We start from the raw sequence: 16110 nt of genomic DNA, 5'->3' as shown, positions 1-16110 counted from the left end.
AAATCCAATACGTTAGATGCGGTGCGTTGGGTGATGGGTGAAAGTTCGGCGCGTGAGCTACGCGGCGGGGATATGAATGATGTGTTGTTTAACGGCACCGATAAACGCAAAGCCGTTAGCCAATGTTCGGTGGAACTGATTTTTGATAATGAGTCCGGCCTGGCTGGTGGTGCCTATAGTAGTTTTGCGGAGATTTCGGTTAAACGTGTGCATCACCGCGAAGAGGGAACGCAGTACTTTCTAAACCAACGTAAATGTCGGCGCCGTGACGTTATTGATTTGTTTAACGGTACCGGCTTAGGGCCACGCAGTTATGCCTTAATCGGGCAGGGCAATATCAGCCGCATTATCGAAGCCAAACCTGAAGATATGCGGGTGTATTTTGAAGAAGTCGCCGGTATTGGACCTTATCGTTCACGCCGAAAAGAAACCTTATTACGCCTAGAACGCACGCGTGAAAACCTAGCTCAACTGGCGGTATTAAACGAAGCCTTAACCGATCAAGCCCATCATCTTTCTATTCAAGCTGAAAAAGCCCGCGATTATCAGCAAGCCTCCGAGCGCCAACAGGTGCTGGAAAAAAGCCTGTATTACCAGCAATGGCAAAGTTTGCACCAACAATTGGATCAAGCCCAGACACAATTACGCGAAGCCGAAAAGACTTTTGCCAATACCAAGGCCGCTTGGGATAAAACCCAGACGGCTTGGATTTTAGATCGCCAAAAACTGCCAGCCTTGCAGTCTGAAGTGGATCAAGCTGAAGCCGAATTTCATCGGCTGGATAAGCTGGTTGATAAACTGCAACAGCAACAAAGCTTTGCCGATCAACAAGCTCAGCAATGGCAAGCGCAGCAAAGTCTTAATCAACAACAGCAAACTCAGCGCCAAGCCCAGCTTGAGGCTTTGCAGGCTCAATTTAAAGAGGTCGAAGAAGAAGCGGAAGCCTTGTTGTACGAGCAAGAACGCCTAGACGAAGAGTTAGATCAGTTAGAGCAGGCCTGGTCGTCACAACAAGGTTTGAAACAGCAACACGAACAAGCCCAGCATCAAGCGCATTGGCAAACCCAGCAACTTGAGCAACGCCTAAAACAAGCGCAAAACGAAGCAGCTCGTCATGACCAAACGCTTGAACATATCCAACAACAAATCGCAATGACGCAGGATAGTTTGGATCGTGTGCAAGCCTCAGCCGGTCAAGTGCAGTTGGATGCTTTAAGTGAGCAACAAACTCCACTTAAACAAAACCAGCATGTGTTAGCTGAAAAAATTACGCAAGCTCAGCAGGCCTTAGCTGAAATTGAACAAAACCTGCGTCAAATGCGCCAACAGCAAAGTCAATCGCAAGCTGAACAACAACGTTTACAAAGCGAGCGTCAAGGTCTGCAAAAACTCCAAGCTTCGTTATTAAAATCGTTAGAGTCCGATCAAGATCATGTGCTGGAACGTCATCCGGGTGAGTCGCTACTGAATTGTTTAAAAGTCGATTCAGATTGGCAATTGGCGGTCGAAGCTTGGTTGGGCGCGCGTATTCAAGGCGTGATATTAGACCAGGCCTGGTCGTTCGATGAACAAGCCCAACTTCCTAGCTTGCCGCTACTGGCTTGGGAAACGCCAGAAGATGGTGTAAGCGACCTACAGAGTTTATCCGGTAGTTTGGCGAGCAAAATCCAACAACCAGGCCTGGTGAAAGCCTGGGCGAGTTCGATTCGATTACGTTCTTCACATCAAAGCCTGCAAGCTGATTTAGCCGAACTCGACCACCAGGCCTGGTTGATTGATCAAACTGGCGTGCTTTATAGCAAAAACGCGATTGTACAGCCGACTGGTTCTCCTTTGGATGGCGTGTTGGAACGCCAAACGCAAATTGACGAACTTTTGCAATCGGAAAAATTACTTGATCAGCAGTTAGCTCAGATGACACCGCGGATTGAAAGTTTGGCTCAACAACAGTCAACCCTGCAGCAGCAACTTGACGCTTTAAAAACCGAATTGCAGCAAAGCGAACGCGAATGGCAACGTTTAGACGATCAACGCCAACACTTGTTAAGCAATCAACAACAGAATCAAAAAACGCTGGATCATTATCAAACCTCGTTAAATGAGTTGGCACAAAAACAATCACAATTGCAAAAACAAAAACAAGATTTAGCCTTAGATATTGAGGCGTTAGAAGAACAATTGGATGTGCATTCTGAACAAGAAGACCAAGCCAATCAAACCTTAGCGGAAACCCAGCATAAGTTACAGCCGATTCAGCGTGATCGCGAGCGGGTACAATTGCAACTGCAGCGTTTAGAGCAGCAAATTAATCAAAACCAGCAAAGCCAGCAAAATTTAAAGTTTCAAATCCAGCAGTTGCAACAACAGCTTACCCAAGACCAAATTCAAGCCGATTTAGTCGCCCAGCATTTAGCCAGTTCAGCGAAGGTTGATCCAGAAGAATTAAGTCGGCAACAAAGCCAGTTAGAGCGCGTAAGTGGGCAGCTTGATTTATTGCAAACCCAATTGGCCAAGCAAAAACAAGCGACTGAAGTCGCGCAGCTTGAGGCTGAAACCGCACAAGCCGCGCATCATCAGGCTGAGCAAACCTTGGTAACTTGTCAGTTGCATTTGCAAAATGGACAGCAACAGATTCAAACTTTAAAGAAAACCTTAGAGTCTGAAGGCTTGGATGCCCATGAGCTGGCACAGATTCGGTTTGAACCAGAAGATATGGAACAATTAGAAACCGAATTAAAACAGGTTAAATTGCATTTAACCCGACTGGGCGCGGTGAACATGACCGCGATCGAAGAATATGACCAGGTCAGCAGCAAGCTGGAAGCTTTGCAGCAACAGGTGGCCGACTTGGAGGCTTCAATTGAAACGCTTGAAGAGGCGATTACCACGATTGATGAAGACAGTCGCCAGCGTTTGGTGGAAACCTTTGATCAGGTTAATCAATCTTTCAAAACTTTATTCCCTAAATTGTTTCAGGGTGGCGAGGCCAGCCTATCTTGGCAAGATCCACAACAAGATCCGCTCGAAGGCGGGGTAGTGGTGATGGCTCGACCGCCCGGAAAACGTAATGCACGTATTCAACTTTTATCAGGTGGCGAAAAAACCTTGGCCGCTTTGGCGCTTATTTTTGCTATCTTTGAACTCAAGCCCGCGCCTTTCTGTATATTGGATGAGGTCGATGCCCCGTTAGATGATTCGAATGTAATTCGGTTCTGTGGACTAGTCAGAAGCCTATCAGAGAAGGTACAATTCATCTTTATTACACATAACAAGACGACCATGGCATTAGCAAAACACTTAATTGGGGTCACCATGCATGAACCCGGAGTCTCAAGACTCGTGAGTGTCGATTTAGAAGCCGCCGTGGAGATGATAGGAGAGTCGGGTCAATGAATGAGTTACAGCAAGTATTGCTGGTGTTTGCGATTATTGTGGTGGTCGGCTTGTACTTTTTCAGCCGCCAGCGCAATCAAGAACCGGGTCAGGATCAAGACCAAGTGTCACCTCAAGACGACCCGATTCGTTCAAAATCTGTAAGCGCTCATGACTCTGACACGCGCGAGGAGCTTCAAGATCCATCTGCTATAAGGCGCGATCCTGCGACACAAAAACCTCATCCAGTTGAAACAGCCGCCGAACCTGAACCGGAAGACTATGTCCCAGAAGCTCAGGCAAAACTCCCGTTCGGCGATGACTTTGAGTTGACGCCACCGAATATTGATGCCGTCGTTGAAATTGACGATATGCAACCTGAAGAACTTGAACTCACTCAACCTGGTTCGTTAACGCCGCGCCCGCCGCAAGTGTTTGCCATTTTAGTCTTGTCGTCACACCAAGAGTTTTCGTTAAACCAATTGAGTCAAACCTTGAAATCAATCGGTTTAAGTTTTTCAGACAAAGGCACCTTTGTTAAAAAAACCAATCAAAAAGTCACGCTGCAAGTGGCGAATATTATGGAGCCTGGGTTGTTTCCGGCCGAACCCATCGAAGGTCTAACCACCCCAGGCGTTGCCTTAATTAGTGAATTGCCTTGTGCGGTAGCGGGCTCGAAGGCGGTTGACGATTTGATTATGACCGCGCGCCGCGTTTCGCAGCGTCTGAATGGACGTATGTATGATATGCAACGTCATTTACTGCGCGAATCCGATTTGCAAGCTATGCGCGAAGCGGCCTCAGAATTTGAAGCGACGAAATCTTAACCCACCATGCCTGACCAATCGATTGAACAGACGTTATCTCAACTCAAACAACAGATTGAAGCGCATAATTATGCCTACTATGTGTTGGATGATCCCAGCATCAGCGATCCACAGTATGATGCGCTTTACCGTCAATTAATCGAAATAGAACAAGCGCATCCTGAATTGGTTACGCCCGACTCGCCCAGTCAGCGAGTGGGGGATCAAATTCGTGGTGGTTTTAAAGAAGTACGCCATCAAGTGCCGATGTTATCTCTAGACAACGCGTTTGATAATGATGAATTGGCCAGCTTTAATCAACGCGCAGTTGAACGTTTAAAATCAGCCGAATTGTTAGCGGATAATCAGCCAATAGAATATGCCGCCGAACCCAAAATGGATGGCTTAGCGATTAATTTGCGTTACGAACAGGGCGTGTTAAAGCAAGCGGCCACACGTGGTGATGGCTTGGTAGGCGAGGACGTGACGCATAATGTACGCACGATCCGTTGTATCCCCTTAAAACTGCGTGGAACCGATTGGCCTGAGGTTTTAGAAGTGCGTGGCGAAGTGTTTATGAGCAAAGCCGCGTTTGCTAAGATCAACCAATCCCAGTTAGACAAAGCCGATAAGGTGTTTGCCAATCCACGCAATGCCGCAGCCGGTTCGTTACGTCAACTAGATCCTAAAATTACGGCTTTGCGTCCATTAAGCTTTTTTTGTTATGGTTGGGGCGCGATCAGCGATGATTGGTCTGTTCGTCAGAGTTATACGGCGGTGATTCAGCAATTACATGAATGGGGTTTGCCAACCAATCCACTCGCGAAGTTGGTTGAAGGCCAAGCAGGCCTGGTGGCTTATTATGATGATCTGCTCGCCAAGCGTGATGGGCTAGATTATGAAATTGATGGCATTGTCTATAAAGTTGATCAAATTGCTTGGCAACAAGCCTTGGGTTTCACCTCCAAATTCCCGCGATGGGCGATTGCACGCAAATTTCCAGCGCAAGAAGTCTGGACCAAGCTATTAGGCATTGATATTCAAGTTGGGCGCACTGGTGCGCTTACACCGGTTGCGCGTTTGGAGCCAGTATCGGTGGCGGGTGTCACGGTTTCGAACGCGACCTTACATAACCTTGACGAAATTCAACGTAAAGATGTACGTGTAGGTGATACCGTAATTGTGCGTCGTGCCGGCGATGTGATTCCAGAGGTGGTTGGTTCGGTGTTGAGTTTACGTCCAGCCAACACACATTTGTTTGAGATGCCAAAAACCTGTCCGGTATGTGGTTCGGATGTGGTCAAAGAATTAGATAAAGCGGTATATCGTTGTACCGGCGGTTTATTTTGTGGTGCGCAACGTAAACGCGCGTTAGAGCACTTTGTCTCGCGTAAAGCCATGGATATCCAAGGTTTGGGCGATAAACTCATTAATCAGTTGGTCGAAGCGGGCTTTGTGCAGCATCCTGACGACTTTTATGCCTTAACACTCGCGCAAGTATCCGGCTTAGAGCGCATGGCACAGAAGTCGGCGCAAAATGTCCTAGATGCGATTGACGCTTCTAAACAAACCAGCTTGGCGCGTTTTATTTTTGCTTTAGGCATTCCAGAAGTCGGCGAAGTCACCGCCAAACAACTTGCCCAGCATTTTAAAACGCTTGATGCGCTTAAAGTCGCAGAGCTTGAGCATTTAATTGAAGTGCCAGATGTCGGCGAGATTGTCGCCAATCATATTCGTGACTTTTTCCAGCAAACTCATAACCTTGAAGTCATTGATGGCTTATTGGCCGCCGGCATTGTTTGGCCAGAAGTAGAGGACAATACAACCCAAGCCGACTCGGTGTTCAATGGCAAAACCTGCGTGTTAACCGGTAGCTTAGGGCTTATGACACGTGATGAAGCTAAACAAATACTAGAATCTCTCGGAGCCAAAGTCGCTGGTAGTGTGTCGGCGAAAACCGACTATCTAATTGCAGGCGAAAAAGCCGGCTCTAAATTAACTAAGGCCGAACAGTTGGGCGTAGCCGTGCTCAGCGAAGCCGAATTTATCGAATTAGCAGGAGTGCAACATGGTTAGACCACGCAACGTCAGTAAAGGAACCCGCAAAAAGCCGGTTTCAGACTGGGAGCAAGAAGAATTTAGCAGTCGCACCGACATCAAACTGGCCGCACAACACGTCACCGATATTGGTGTGCAACTGGGTGAATTAAGCGAAAGTGCGATTAAGAAAATGGGCTTGCCGAGCGAGTTGTTAGATGCCTTGATGTTACTCAAACGCATGGATCCAGGCCCTGCGATTAAACGTCAGCGTTTATTTATTGGTAAATGGTTACGTCAACACGAAGACGAATTGAGTGAAATTAAAGCCAAGTTGGATGAAATAGAGCAGCGCGCAAAACAACAAAACCTGCATTTCCAAAAACTTGAGCGCTGGCGAGATCGTTTAATTAGCGAACAAGATGAGGCATTGAATGAATTTATGCTGGATTTCCCGCAAGCCGATCGTACTTTACTGCGTCAACATATCCGCAATGCTATCAAAGAAGCCGAAATGCAAAAACCGCCTAAGTCATCACGTGCTCTATTCCAATACCTAAAAGGCTTGGAATGGTAGTGGTGGTTTAGTCAATAAGTAATTGCTAGCTTCAGCGATAATAAAAAACACCCCATAGTCAAATTAGTCTATGGGGTGTTTTTTATGGAACTTTAAAAAGTGGTTTACTTACATCAGTCTAAGCGGCTGACTCTAAATTCAATGCCTTACGTTTACGCACGGCACCACGAATTAAGGCAATAAAGACACCTAGCATCCCACCCAGCACAAAGGCCACGGCTACTATTAATTTCTTATTGGGCTTGATGGGGTTATTAGGTACGCTTGCAGTTTTATCAACTTGCATAGGGATTAAATTGTCAGGGGTGAGCTTAACTGAATCAATAAGTTTTAGTTTTTCCGATAACTTACTAACCCCTAAAGCAAAAGCTTTGTCGGATCCGCGATTTTTTAAGGCCTCAATTTCAGCGGCTAAAATTTTCGTGCCACGCAAATAATCCGCATCAAATTGACCTGTTGCTTTATTGGTAATTGAATCATGAATTCCGGCTTTATTTGCAATGTCTAATGATTCCTCTAAACGTGTAATTTTATTCTCACGTTCCTCTTGTTCTTGTTTTATGAGAGCACTAATTTGTTTAGTTAATTGGTTCTTTTCTTGAGCTAATCGATTATTAATTTCATCAAGTATGCGTTGACGGGTTTTATTTTCGGCAAAAAAAACATATTGGTTTAACCACTCTGCTGTTTTTTCAGCATCAGTAAATTCCATGGTTAAACTACTCGCGTTAAAGGCCGAATTTTTAGCCGGTGGCGAATAAGACAAGCTATCAACAAACTTTTTATAAGCTCTTAGTTGAGACTCTGTGCTTTCTAGGTCAGAAGATAAAAAGTATGACTTTAATTGGTATTGGTCGTAAAAGGCTTCCATCGTTCTGTTCGATAAAAGTTCCGATTTAAATAAATCAAATACTTCTTGAGATTTGTATGCGAACTTAATACTTGTTGTTGTAGAGTCTTTATTTTCGTTAGCCGCTTTTGTAGGTTCGATTGAAAAGTTAATTTCTTCTATATCCTGTTGCAAAGGTGGCAAAAGCGCTACCTCCGCTTTATAGACTTTTGGTAGGCTAATTGAATAAACAGTAGCTAAAGTAGATACGATCAATGTTAAGCCAATGATCAGCCACTTTTGTGACCAAATGGTTTGCCAAAGTTCGTAGAGGTCAATTTCATCTTCGTAGTTGGAAGTCACTTGGTTTTGCTGTGTCTGGTTCATGCGCGCACCTTTAGGTTTGTGATCAAAAGTGCGGTGAGTAAGCTAAAGTGAGCAATCAAAGCCCACTCAAGATGGTAGAAAGCGAGTGCCAGAAAACCAATTTGCACTAGGCTAAAACCTAAAAATAAAACCAACTTTTCGAGTGTTAACAGACTTGGATATATGAGAATTAAAACACCGCCAAATATAAGTGAAGCGGTAGATTGGTTTGGAATTTGGGATAAGTTAGTTTTCATGATTAACACCTGTACCTTAATTAGGAACAAATTCTAGTGCTAAGCATCATTGATAGCAAGAAATTGTTCCTGATTTAGGTACATTAACTTTGTTCCCATAATTGGGACGCATGAAAACTATTTATTCTCCAGAGTCTGAGCGTTTATCTGATTGGCTGCGTGAACAACGCGAGGCGAAAGGTTTGACTATGCGCCAAGCTGGAGAATTGATTCATAAACCCCATTCTTTTATAGGCAAAATTGAAGTTGGCCAGCGTCGTTTAGATGTGGTGAAGTTTGTGTGGTATTGCGAATGCTTGGGATTCGACCCGGTTGAAGGTTTAAATAGTCTACGTCAAAAAAGATAATCAACTCCTCATGCTGAGCCAAAAACTAAGACTCTCTTAGCCGTTAGCAAATTCGGTAGGAGATGTTTCGCTACGCTCAACATGACGCGCGACTAAACCAACCAGGCCTGGTGGTTACTTACTCTTTTGTTTCTAGTAAGCGTTTTTGTTTGAGGTGGCGCTGAATAGTGTTGAGTTCAAATAGGGCTAAACCTAATATCACCAGACCGGCTCCTAGCCAGATGGTGAGGCTGAGTTGTTCGTCGTTGGCGAAGTAACCTAGCAATAAAGCAAAGATAGGGGTGATCATTGGGATCATGCCGAGTCGAATCGCATCCATGTGTTTTAACACGTAGTAATACAACACAAACCCTAGCACCGAACCAATAATCACTAAATATCCAATTGCGAAGCTGGAGCGTAACGATAAACTTGGCCAGTTAAATAACACGCTGGGATTAAATAGAATATAGGCCAAGCTGGTGATCCAGAGTGCGCCAGCAACCACGTGTATGGCAGGAATATCGTGGTTGGTTTTTTTGACTAACACGGTGCTCAGTGAGTGGAAAAAAGCAGCCAATATCGCCACAGCTAAACCGGTGATTTGTAAACTAGCTTGATGTGTGTCTAAGTTAGGTGCAAAGACGAGTATCAGCCCAGCCATGCTGATAAAAATGCCCAGCAACTTATTGGGTGTGAGTTTGTGACCAATCATCAGATAATGCACAAGCAAGCCGGTCATAATCGGATTAAGACCCCAGATTAAGGCAATCCAGCCCGATGGCATGGTTTGCGCCGACCAATAGATTAAGGTCATACCGCCCAGTAAGCCAATCGACGCAGAAGCGTAAACTTTTAGTGCCGACCAAGCAAACGAGAAGGGTCGATTAGTAAACCAAAACACCAGCGGTAAAATCACCAGGGCACTTAAAATAATGCGTGCGGCGACCCCAAAAAACCAGTCGGCTTCGCCGCTCCAGCTAATGGCTAAAGGCGTGGTGGTCCAGATGGCGATGACCATCAAATAGGCTAGGAATACGCGCATTTAAAGCTCTCTTGCAAGCAAGTGAATAAGGTTATAGGCTTTCAAACACGCCAAGTTGGCGGTTCTTTTGAACCTGATGGGCTTCAAATAATCGGCCATTCATAACGATATAAACACCAGGCCTGGTGGTTTGTACCGCCATTAGTGCCGCACCTAAATTAAAACCAGCATCCGATTCGCCCAGCCGAAATGGGCGCATTGCGCCGGTTAACACAATCGTTTTTTGTTGGTTGATGTGATCAGCTAAATATTCGGCGGTTTGGGTGAGGGTGTCGGTGCCATGTGTAATGACAATTTGTTGTTCTGGCGCATTTAAACAAGCCTCTAGAACATGTTCGCGATCTGCTTTAGTCATATCCAAGCTGTCTTTTAACATCAGCGTTTCGAGCCGGAGATTAAGTTGGTGGCGCGCTTGTTTTAGCAGTTCGGGCAAATAGCTTTGGCTAAAATCTAGTTCGCCGTTTAAAGCGTTGTAGTCTTTATCAAGCGTGCCGCCACAGGCGAGTAGGGCAATGTCAGCGCTGGACTTCATGATTGGCGCAAAATACCACGTACAATACCCAAAATCTGGATATCTTCGTTTTTAAGAATAATCGGTTTCATGTCTGGGTTGGCGGGCTGTAAACGAACGCCGGTCGATTCGACATAGAGTTTTTTCATCGTGACTTCTTCGTTATTGATGCGCACAACGACCGATTCACCGTTTTCAGCCGAATTACGGCGCTCGATAATCACAATGTCGCCATCTTGAATGTGCTCATCAATCATCGAATTACCTTTAACTCTTAAAGCAAAGGTTTCTTTTTTGACCAAAGATTGTGGCACCGACACAGTATCGTAGTCGAGCTCCATTTGAATGGGATCACCAGCCGATGTCCAGCCCAGTAAAGGAATTTCGACAAAATCGACATCCAATAACTCTAAGGGTTCAGTGGCTTCAAATTGCAGTTTTTGTTGACGTTTGGGAATTAAAAAGGCCACGTTTGACATGATTAGGCTCTCCGTTTGTTATTTAGGGAACACCAATTTAAATGGTTTGACATCGACATAGTCGTAGACGCCTTCGGTCATATAGGGATCGGTTTCTGCCCATTTGCTAGCTTCTTCAAAACTCTCAAATTCAGCCACGATTAAACTACCACTAAAGCCTTCTGAATCAAGATTAGGGTTGGGCCCAGCTAACATGAGTCGCCCTTGTGCATAAAGCTCTTCTAATCGTGCAACGTGAGCCGGACGCGCTTGTTGTCTCAGCGGTAAACTATCTTCAACATCATAAGCAAAAATAGAAAAAAGCATAGCCGTTCCTTTGAATGTTTAATCAGGTTTGCTGCGGTTTGAGTCGCCGCTATCGTTTGATGATTCTGTTTCTTCATTATTGGAAATCTGAGTATAGCGGCTAATGTAAAGCCCTTGCAATAAAATGAAGGCGAAGGTTAAACCCATTAAGCCGAAAAGTTTGAAGTTGACCCAAGCATCTAATGAGAAGTTGTAATAAACCCATAGGTTAATTAGGCCGCTGAATACGAAAAAACCAATCCATAAATAACTCAAACGAATCCATATTTGGTCGGGCAATTCAATCATCGCATCCATCATGCGGCGTACAATTGGTTTGTTGCCCATCACATAATGACTGGCTAAGAACACTAAGGCAAAGCCCCAGTTTACAATCGTCGGTTTCCAGGCAATAAAACGCTCATCATGCAATAACAAGGTCGCGCCGCCAAGCAATACAATTAAACCAAGGGTAATCAAGTGGATTTTTTCAACCCGTCTGTGGCGTGCGTATAAATAGGAAACCTGAATAATGGTGGCGACAATGATCACGCCAGTGGCTACATAGATGTCGTACATCTTATAGGCGATAAAGAATAGGAAAACGGGAAACAGGTCAAATAATAATTTCATAAGCTTGGGTGTTATTCACTTCAAAGTATTCGGGCTAAAAAACTGGCTTTCGTCAGTCTCGACTAATAGAATGGCTCATTCTAAAGGGGAACTCACTAGAATGAAAGTTGATTTTCACTGTCATACACGTGCATCGGACGGCTCTTTGCCCCCACAAGAATTAGTGGATTTGGCGATTGAGAAGCAGGTTGATTGGTTGGCGATCACCGATCACGACACCACCGCAGGTTATGAACAGGTCAAAGATTATGCCGCACAACAAGGTTTGCGTTTAACGTCGGGCGTCGAAGTGTCGGTGTTGTGGCAAAACCGCACCATTCATATTGTGGGTTTGAATGTGGATGTAGCGAATGACCGATTGCAGACGATGTTGTCAGAAATTCGTGATTTGCGCTGGCAACGTATTGCACAAATCAATGAAAAGCTCATGAAGCGTGGTCATCCGTGCATGATGGCACGTGTAAAAGAGTTGGTTGGCGAGGGTGTGGCGGGGCGTCCACATGTCGCGCAGGTGTTAGTTGAACGTCAATATGTCAGTGGTATTTCGCAGGCATTTGATAAGTTTTTAAAAACCGGCCGATCCGCTTTTGTTAATGCACAGTGGCCAGCGTTAGAAGATGCGGTAAAGCTCATTGTTGAAGCGGGTGGCATAGCGGTGGTGGCTCACCCAGGGCAATACAAACTCACCAGTCGCAAATTGAATTTAATGCTGGAGGCTTTTTCTCACGCCGGTGGTCAAGGTTTGGAAGTCGTCACCTCGCCTAATCGAACTTCTGAGTCGGTTGGTATGGCGGATCGCGCTAAACGTTATGGTTTTTATGCTTCCATGGGCTCGGATTTTCACAGTCCAGAACATCGCTGGCGAAATTTGGGCTGGCTGGCCGAGTTACCTGAAGGGGTCAAACCGATTTATGAGGCGCTTGGATAAATTTTCGGCCAGACCCAACAACCAGGCCTGGTTGTTGCTTAATTCACCTATGAAAGCGTTATAATTTCTTTTATTAAAACAAACGGTTCAACCAAAATGGCGACAGATTGCTTATATATAAATGTTCACCCCGAAAACCCTCAGCCACGCTTGCTTGAACAGGTGGTCGAGGTGTTGAACAAAGGCGGCTTGATTGCGTATCCGACTGAGTCAGGTTATGCATTAGGCTGTTTGCTGGATAATAAAGAGGGCGCGGATCGCATTCGTCAAATCCGTCAGTTATCCGATAAACATGATTTTACTTTAATGTGTAATGATCTGAGCCATTTATCGCATTATGCGAAGGTGGGGAATGTGCAGTTTCGTTATTTAAAGGCACATTTGCCAGGGCCTTATACTTTCCTTTTGCCAGCTAGCCGTGAAGTACCGCGTCGGATTCAAAACCCAAAACGCAAAACCATCGGTTTGCGCATCACACCCAATAAAATCACCCAAGATTTACTCGCTTATTTTGATAAACCCTTAATGACCGCGAGCTTAATTTTACCGGGCGAAGAATTGCCCATGACGGATGGCTGGACGATTAAAGAGTCGTTGGGTCACGCGCTGGATGCGGTGTTAGATGGTGGCTTTAGTGGTTTTGAACCCACCACGATTATCGACTTTACTGAAGAAGAGCCGGTACTAGTGCGTCAAGGGCAAGGAGCATTTAACGAATGATGCCGTTAGACCAGCTAGATTTAATGCAAAAACTCGCGGTCTGGGCCTTGCCAGTGTTGTTTGCGATTACACTGCATGAAGCCGCACATGGTTGGATGGCCGAAAAACTCGGCGATAAAACCGCGCGTATGTTAGGTCGAGTGAGTTTAAACCCGATTAAACACATCGACCCAATCGGCACGATTATCGTACCAGTGGCTTTGTTATGGTTTGGTGGTTTTATATTTGGTTGGGCGAAAGCCGTGCCAGTGACCATGAGAAACCTGCGTAATCCGCGAGTCGATATGGCATGGGTCGCGATCGCTGGCCCGACAGCCAATTTATTAATGGCATTATTGTGGGCGCTGGTATTAAAGCTCGGTTTTATATTGGTGGCTAGCCAGCCTGGTATCGGCCAGTTTATGATTTATTCCGGCATTGCGGGCGTCAGTATCAATTTGATTTTGATGGTGTTAAACCTGTTGCCGATTCCACCGCTAGATGGCAGCCGAATTTTGTCGGCGTTTTTGCCCAGTGAATGGGCTTGGCAATATAACCGTCTCGAACCCTATGGCTTATTCATTTTATTGGGCTTGTTATTTTTTGGTGTTTTAGGCCCAATCTTAATGGGGCCTTATGGCTTTTTGCAGCAGTTGATTTATCAAGTATTTGGTGTGCTTTAGCATGCAAGCCACTCAGCAGCTCTCTCTGCCATTAGCGATTGTGCAGGGCGAACCTATGGTCAATTTGCCCAAGGGTTTATATATTCCACCGAATGCGTTAAAAGTCCTGTTAACGGATTTTGAAGGCCCGTTGGATTTACTATCGCATCTGATTCGCACCAACAAATTTGATATTCGCGATATTCCGGTGTTTGAAATTGCGCGCCAATATCAGGAATATATAGGTTTAATGCAGCAGTTGGATATTGAGCTGGCGGGTGAGTATCTGTTTATGGCCGCTTGGCTGACCGAAATCAAATCGCGTTTATTATTGCCTAAGCCGCCTAGCTTGGACGAAGAGGATGAAGACGAAGACGATCCGCGGATAGAGCTGATGCAAAAACTCTTAGAATACGAAGCTTATCAGCAAGGCGCGCGTTGGCTCGACAGCTTAAAAATCGTTGGACGTGATGTTTGGCCGATTTCAATTGAAGTTGAAACCCCGCCGGAAGTGACCGCCCAAATTGATTTAGATGATTTAACCGCCGCTTTACAAAACGTATTGCAACGTGCTTTAACTAAAGTTGCGCATCAGGTGAGTGAGGACCCAATCGAAATTAGCGATAAAATTGAATGGGTGTTAAGCCAAATTAGCTTAGAACCGGTTTCAATGCTGGATTTACTGGTCGCACAAGAAGGCAAACCAGGCCTGGTGGTGACTTTTATTGCATTATTAGAACTCTGGCGTCAGCAACAAATTGAATTACAACAAGATGAAGCTTATGCCGATATTTCGATTCGTCGAGCGGCTTAAATGACTTCACGATTCTAACACCCAACTCATTTCTAACCCATGACACAAGTCTTAAATTCATGACCGAAAACCAACAAAATTTTTATCCGATTGTGCAGGCCTTAGTTTTTAGTAGCGACCAACCCTTAAGTGCGCAAACTTTATTTGAATTACTGCAGCTGGAATATCCAGATATTGAACTCGCGGATGTACAAACAGTGCTGGCTGAGATTAAGCAGTCTTTAGCCGGATCAGGCCTGGTATTGGCCGAAGTAGGCGAGGCCGTACGAATTCAGGTAGCGGATGATTATTTAGATTGGGTGTATAAACTCTACCAACAAAACCCGCCTAAATTATCGCGTGCTTTATTAGAAACCCTAGCAATTATGGCGCATCGCCAACCCATTACACGTGCTGAGATTGAAGCGATTCGTGGGGTGTCGGTAAGTTCGCCGATTATGGCGCAACTCAAACAGCAAGGTTGGATCAAAGCGTTAGGCCAAAAAGACGTCCCCGGTCACCCAACTTTATGGGGCACAACGCCTAAATTATTAGAGGATTTAGGTTTATCAAGCAAACAAGCCTTGGTCGACCAGCTTGAGACGATTGTTCAGCGTTTTATTCAAGAGCAGGAACAAGAGCAAAGTCAAAACCGCATCGATTTGGATTTATAAATTCCCCGCCGCTCGGGTAATGGTAAAATCCACAAATTAATAATACAAACACAGTAAATACGTAAAGGTTGTCATGATTACAGGTGAAAAGCTCCAAAAAATTCTCGCACGTGGCGGTTATGGTTCGCGTCGTGAAATTGAGCGCATGATAGAACAAGGTCAAGTGCAGTTAAATGGCCGCACCGCCAAACTTGGTGATCGCGCGACCGAAAACGACAAGATCCAAGTGCGTGGCAATAGTGTTAAGTCAACGCGTTTGGTCAAACAACCGACCGAGGTGTTGCTTTATCACAAGCCCGAAGGTTTGGTTTGCACTCGTTCCGATGAAAAAGCCCGCGATACCATTTTTGATCAACTGCCACACATTAAAAATGGCCGTTGGATTACGATTGGCCGTTTGGATATTAATACCAGTGGACTATTATTGGTGACCAATAATGGAGAATTAGCCAACCGTTTAATGCATCCATCCTATGAAATCGAACGCGAATACGCGGTGCGTATTTTTGGTGAAGTCACCGAAGAGATGCTCACCAATGTGCGTCAAGGTGTGATGTTGGATGATGGCTTGGCCAAGTTTGATGTGGTGTCTCGCTTACCATCAGAAGAAGACGCGCAAAATCAATGGTACCGTGTGGTGTTAAAAGAAGGGCGTTATCGTGAAGTGCGTCGTTTATGGGAATCGCAAGGCGTGCAAGTGAGCCGTTTAATGCGCACACGTTATGCTGATTTCAGTTTGCCGCGTAATTTGCGTCGTGGTAAAACCCAAGCTTTAAACTGGATGCAGGTGAATACCTTGCTAAAAAGCGTGGATTTACCGGGCGAAGTTCG

18 protein-coding genes are annotated in these 16110 nt (G+C 45.3%); 11 read left to right on the top strand and 7 right to left on the bottom strand.

Going from position 1 to position 16110, the window contains the following annotated elements; genetic code table 11:
- The 4 genes from smc to yjgA form a co-directional block, all read left to right on the top strand.
- A partial coding sequence (gene smc, locus VIM91_RS06515) for a chromosome segregation protein SMC (protein WP_331864010.1) occupies positions 1–3393 on the top strand: 3393 nt, incomplete at its 5' end.
- Positions 3390–4199, top strand: a complete 810-nt coding sequence (locus tag VIM91_RS06510) for a cell division protein ZipA C-terminal FtsZ-binding domain-containing protein (RefSeq protein ID WP_331864009.1) — start codon at positions 3390–3392, stop codon at positions 4197–4199. The genes smc and VIM91_RS06510, both read left to right, overlap by 4 nt.
- A 6-nt stretch (positions 4200–4205) precedes the next feature.
- Entirely contained in the window at positions 4206–6254 is a 2049-nt protein-coding gene (ligA, locus tag VIM91_RS06505; protein WP_331864008.1) for an NAD-dependent DNA ligase LigA, read from the top strand.
- Positions 6247–6792, top strand: a complete 546-nt coding sequence (gene yjgA, locus VIM91_RS06500; protein ID WP_331864007.1) for a ribosome biogenesis factor YjgA — start codon at positions 6247–6249, stop codon at positions 6790–6792. Before ligA ends, yjgA begins: the two co-directional genes overlap by 8 nt.
- Positions 6793–6910: 118 nt before the next feature.
- Here the strand turns inward: yjgA and VIM91_RS06495 are convergent, their stop codons facing one another.
- Together VIM91_RS06495 and VIM91_RS06490 are read right to left on the bottom strand one after the other, a co-directional pair.
- Complete coding sequence (locus VIM91_RS06495) at positions 6911–8008, bottom strand: LPS O-antigen chain length determinant protein WzzB (RefSeq protein ID WP_331864006.1); 1098 nt, start codon at positions 8006–8008, stop codon at positions 6911–6913.
- Positions 8005–8244 (bottom strand): hypothetical protein, encoded by a 240-nt coding sequence (locus VIM91_RS06490; protein ID WP_331864005.1) that lies wholly within the window; start codon positions 8242–8244, stop codon positions 8005–8007. Before VIM91_RS06490 ends, VIM91_RS06495 begins: the two co-directional genes overlap by 4 nt.
- A 110-nt stretch (positions 8245–8354) precedes the next feature.
- Here VIM91_RS06490 and VIM91_RS06485 point away from each other — a divergent pair, with 110 nt between their 5' ends.
- A complete protein-coding gene (locus tag VIM91_RS06485) occupies positions 8355–8591 on the top strand; it encodes a helix-turn-helix transcriptional regulator (RefSeq protein WP_331864004.1) in 237 nt (78 codons plus the stop codon).
- 118 nt (positions 8592–8709) lie between these two features.
- Here VIM91_RS06485 and VIM91_RS06480 read toward each other — a convergent pair whose 3' ends face one another.
- From VIM91_RS06480 to VIM91_RS06460, 5 genes are read right to left on the bottom strand one after another with little or no spacing between them, the layout of a single operon-like run.
- Positions 8710–9615: a DMT family transporter gene (locus tag VIM91_RS06480; RefSeq protein ID WP_331864003.1), complete on the bottom strand. Its 906-nt coding sequence runs from the start codon at positions 9613–9615 to the stop codon at positions 8710–8712.
- A gap of 31 nt (positions 9616–9646) precedes the next feature.
- Positions 9647–10147, bottom strand: coding sequence for an asparaginase domain-containing protein (locus tag VIM91_RS06475; RefSeq protein ID WP_331864002.1), 501 nt, complete (start codon positions 10145–10147; stop codon positions 9647–9649).
- Entirely contained in the window at positions 10144–10605 is a 462-nt protein-coding gene (lexA, locus tag VIM91_RS06470) for a transcriptional repressor LexA (RefSeq protein ID WP_331864001.1), read from the bottom strand. Before lexA ends, VIM91_RS06475 begins: the two co-directional genes overlap by 4 nt.
- An 18-nt stretch (positions 10606–10623) precedes the next feature.
- Positions 10624–10911, bottom strand: a complete 288-nt coding sequence (locus tag VIM91_RS06465) for a YciI family protein (RefSeq protein ID WP_331864000.1) — start codon at positions 10909–10911, stop codon at positions 10624–10626.
- 18 nt (positions 10912–10929) lie between these two features.
- Positions 10930–11523, bottom strand: a complete 594-nt coding sequence (locus tag VIM91_RS06460; RefSeq protein WP_331863999.1) for a septation protein A — start codon at positions 11521–11523, stop codon at positions 10930–10932.
- 100 nt (positions 11524–11623) lie between these two features.
- Between VIM91_RS06460 and VIM91_RS06455 the strand changes: the two genes are divergently transcribed.
- The 6 genes from VIM91_RS06455 to rluB all read left to right on the top strand — a co-directional run.
- Positions 11624–12451: a PHP domain-containing protein gene (locus tag VIM91_RS06455; RefSeq protein ID WP_331863998.1), complete on the top strand. Its 828-nt coding sequence runs from the start codon at positions 11624–11626 to the stop codon at positions 12449–12451.
- Positions 12452–12547: 96 nt separating this feature from the next.
- A complete protein-coding gene (locus VIM91_RS06450; RefSeq protein WP_331863997.1) occupies positions 12548–13171 on the top strand; it encodes an L-threonylcarbamoyladenylate synthase in 624 nt (207 codons plus the stop codon).
- Positions 13168–13833 (top strand): site-2 protease family protein, encoded by a 666-nt coding sequence (locus tag VIM91_RS06445; protein ID WP_331863996.1) that lies wholly within the window; start codon positions 13168–13170, stop codon positions 13831–13833. The genes VIM91_RS06450 and VIM91_RS06445 overlap by 4 nt, the downstream gene beginning before the upstream one ends.
- Position 13834: 1 nt before the next feature.
- Positions 13835–14626, top strand: a complete 792-nt coding sequence (locus tag VIM91_RS06440; protein WP_331863995.1) for a segregation and condensation protein A — start codon at positions 13835–13837, stop codon at positions 14624–14626.
- Positions 14627–14685: 59 nt separating this feature from the next.
- The gene (scpB, locus tag VIM91_RS06435) at positions 14686–15279 is read left to right on the top strand and encodes an SMC-Scp complex subunit ScpB (RefSeq protein ID WP_331863994.1); all 594 of its coding nucleotides are present in this window, start codon (positions 14686–14688) and stop codon (positions 15277–15279) included.
- 73 nt (positions 15280–15352) lie between these two features.
- The coding region (gene rluB, locus VIM91_RS06430; protein WP_331863993.1) for a 23S rRNA pseudouridine(2605) synthase RluB at positions 15353–16110 on the top strand (758 nt) is incomplete at its 3' end.

It is taken from the genome of Thiomicrospira sp., assembly GCF_036568485.1.
Taxonomy (GTDB): domain Bacteria; phylum Pseudomonadota; class Gammaproteobacteria; order Thiomicrospirales; family Thiomicrospiraceae; genus Thiomicrospira.
The sequence above is the reverse complement of the archived record's forward strand: the minus strand, read 5'-3'. Positions and strand labels throughout refer to the sequence as shown.

Bases quoted from the DNA above. Each gene is read 5' to 3' on its own strand.
- VIM91_RS06495 (WP_331864006.1), bottom strand. From the start codon at position 8,008: ATGAACCAGACACAGCAAAACCAAGTGACTTCCAACTACGAAGATGAA.
- VIM91_RS06490 (WP_331864005.1), bottom strand. From the start codon at position 8,244: ATGAAAACTAACTTATCCCAAATTCCAAACCAATCTACCGCTTCACTT.
- VIM91_RS06480 (WP_331864003.1), bottom strand. From the start codon at position 9,615: ATGCGCGTATTCCTAGCCTATTTGATGGTCATCGCCATCTGGACCACC.
- VIM91_RS06445 (WP_331863996.1), top strand. From the start codon at position 13,168: ATGATGCCGTTAGACCAGCTAGATTTAATGCAAAAACTCGCGGTCTGG.
- lexA (WP_331864001.1), bottom strand. From the start codon at position 10,605: ATGTCAAACGTGGCCTTTTTAATTCCCAAACGTCAACAAAAACTGCAA.
- VIM91_RS06475 (WP_331864002.1), bottom strand. From the start codon at position 10,147: ATGAAGTCCAGCGCTGACATTGCCCTACTCGCCTGTGGCGGCACGCTT.
- VIM91_RS06460 (WP_331863999.1), bottom strand. From the start codon at position 11,523: ATGAAATTATTATTTGACCTGTTTCCCGTTTTCCTATTCTTTATCGCC.
- VIM91_RS06450 (WP_331863997.1), top strand. From the start codon at position 12,548: ATGGCGACAGATTGCTTATATATAAATGTTCACCCCGAAAACCCTCAG.
- yjgA (WP_331864007.1), top strand. From the start codon at position 6,247: ATGGTTAGACCACGCAACGTCAGTAAAGGAACCCGCAAAAAGCCGGTT.
- scpB (WP_331863994.1), top strand. From the start codon at position 14,686: ATGACCGAAAACCAACAAAATTTTTATCCGATTGTGCAGGCCTTAGTT.
- VIM91_RS06485 (WP_331864004.1), top strand. From the start codon at position 8,355: ATGAAAACTATTTATTCTCCAGAGTCTGAGCGTTTATCTGATTGGCTG.
- VIM91_RS06455 (WP_331863998.1), top strand. From the start codon at position 11,624: ATGAAAGTTGATTTTCACTGTCATACACGTGCATCGGACGGCTCTTTG.
- ligA (WP_331864008.1), top strand. From the start codon at position 4,206: ATGCCTGACCAATCGATTGAACAGACGTTATCTCAACTCAAACAACAG.
- VIM91_RS06465 (WP_331864000.1), bottom strand. From the start codon at position 10,911: ATGCTTTTTTCTATTTTTGCTTATGATGTTGAAGATAGTTTACCGCTG.
- VIM91_RS06440 (WP_331863995.1), top strand. From the start codon at position 13,835: ATGCAAGCCACTCAGCAGCTCTCTCTGCCATTAGCGATTGTGCAGGGC.
- VIM91_RS06510 (WP_331864009.1), top strand. From the start codon at position 3,390: ATGAATGAGTTACAGCAAGTATTGCTGGTGTTTGCGATTATTGTGGTG.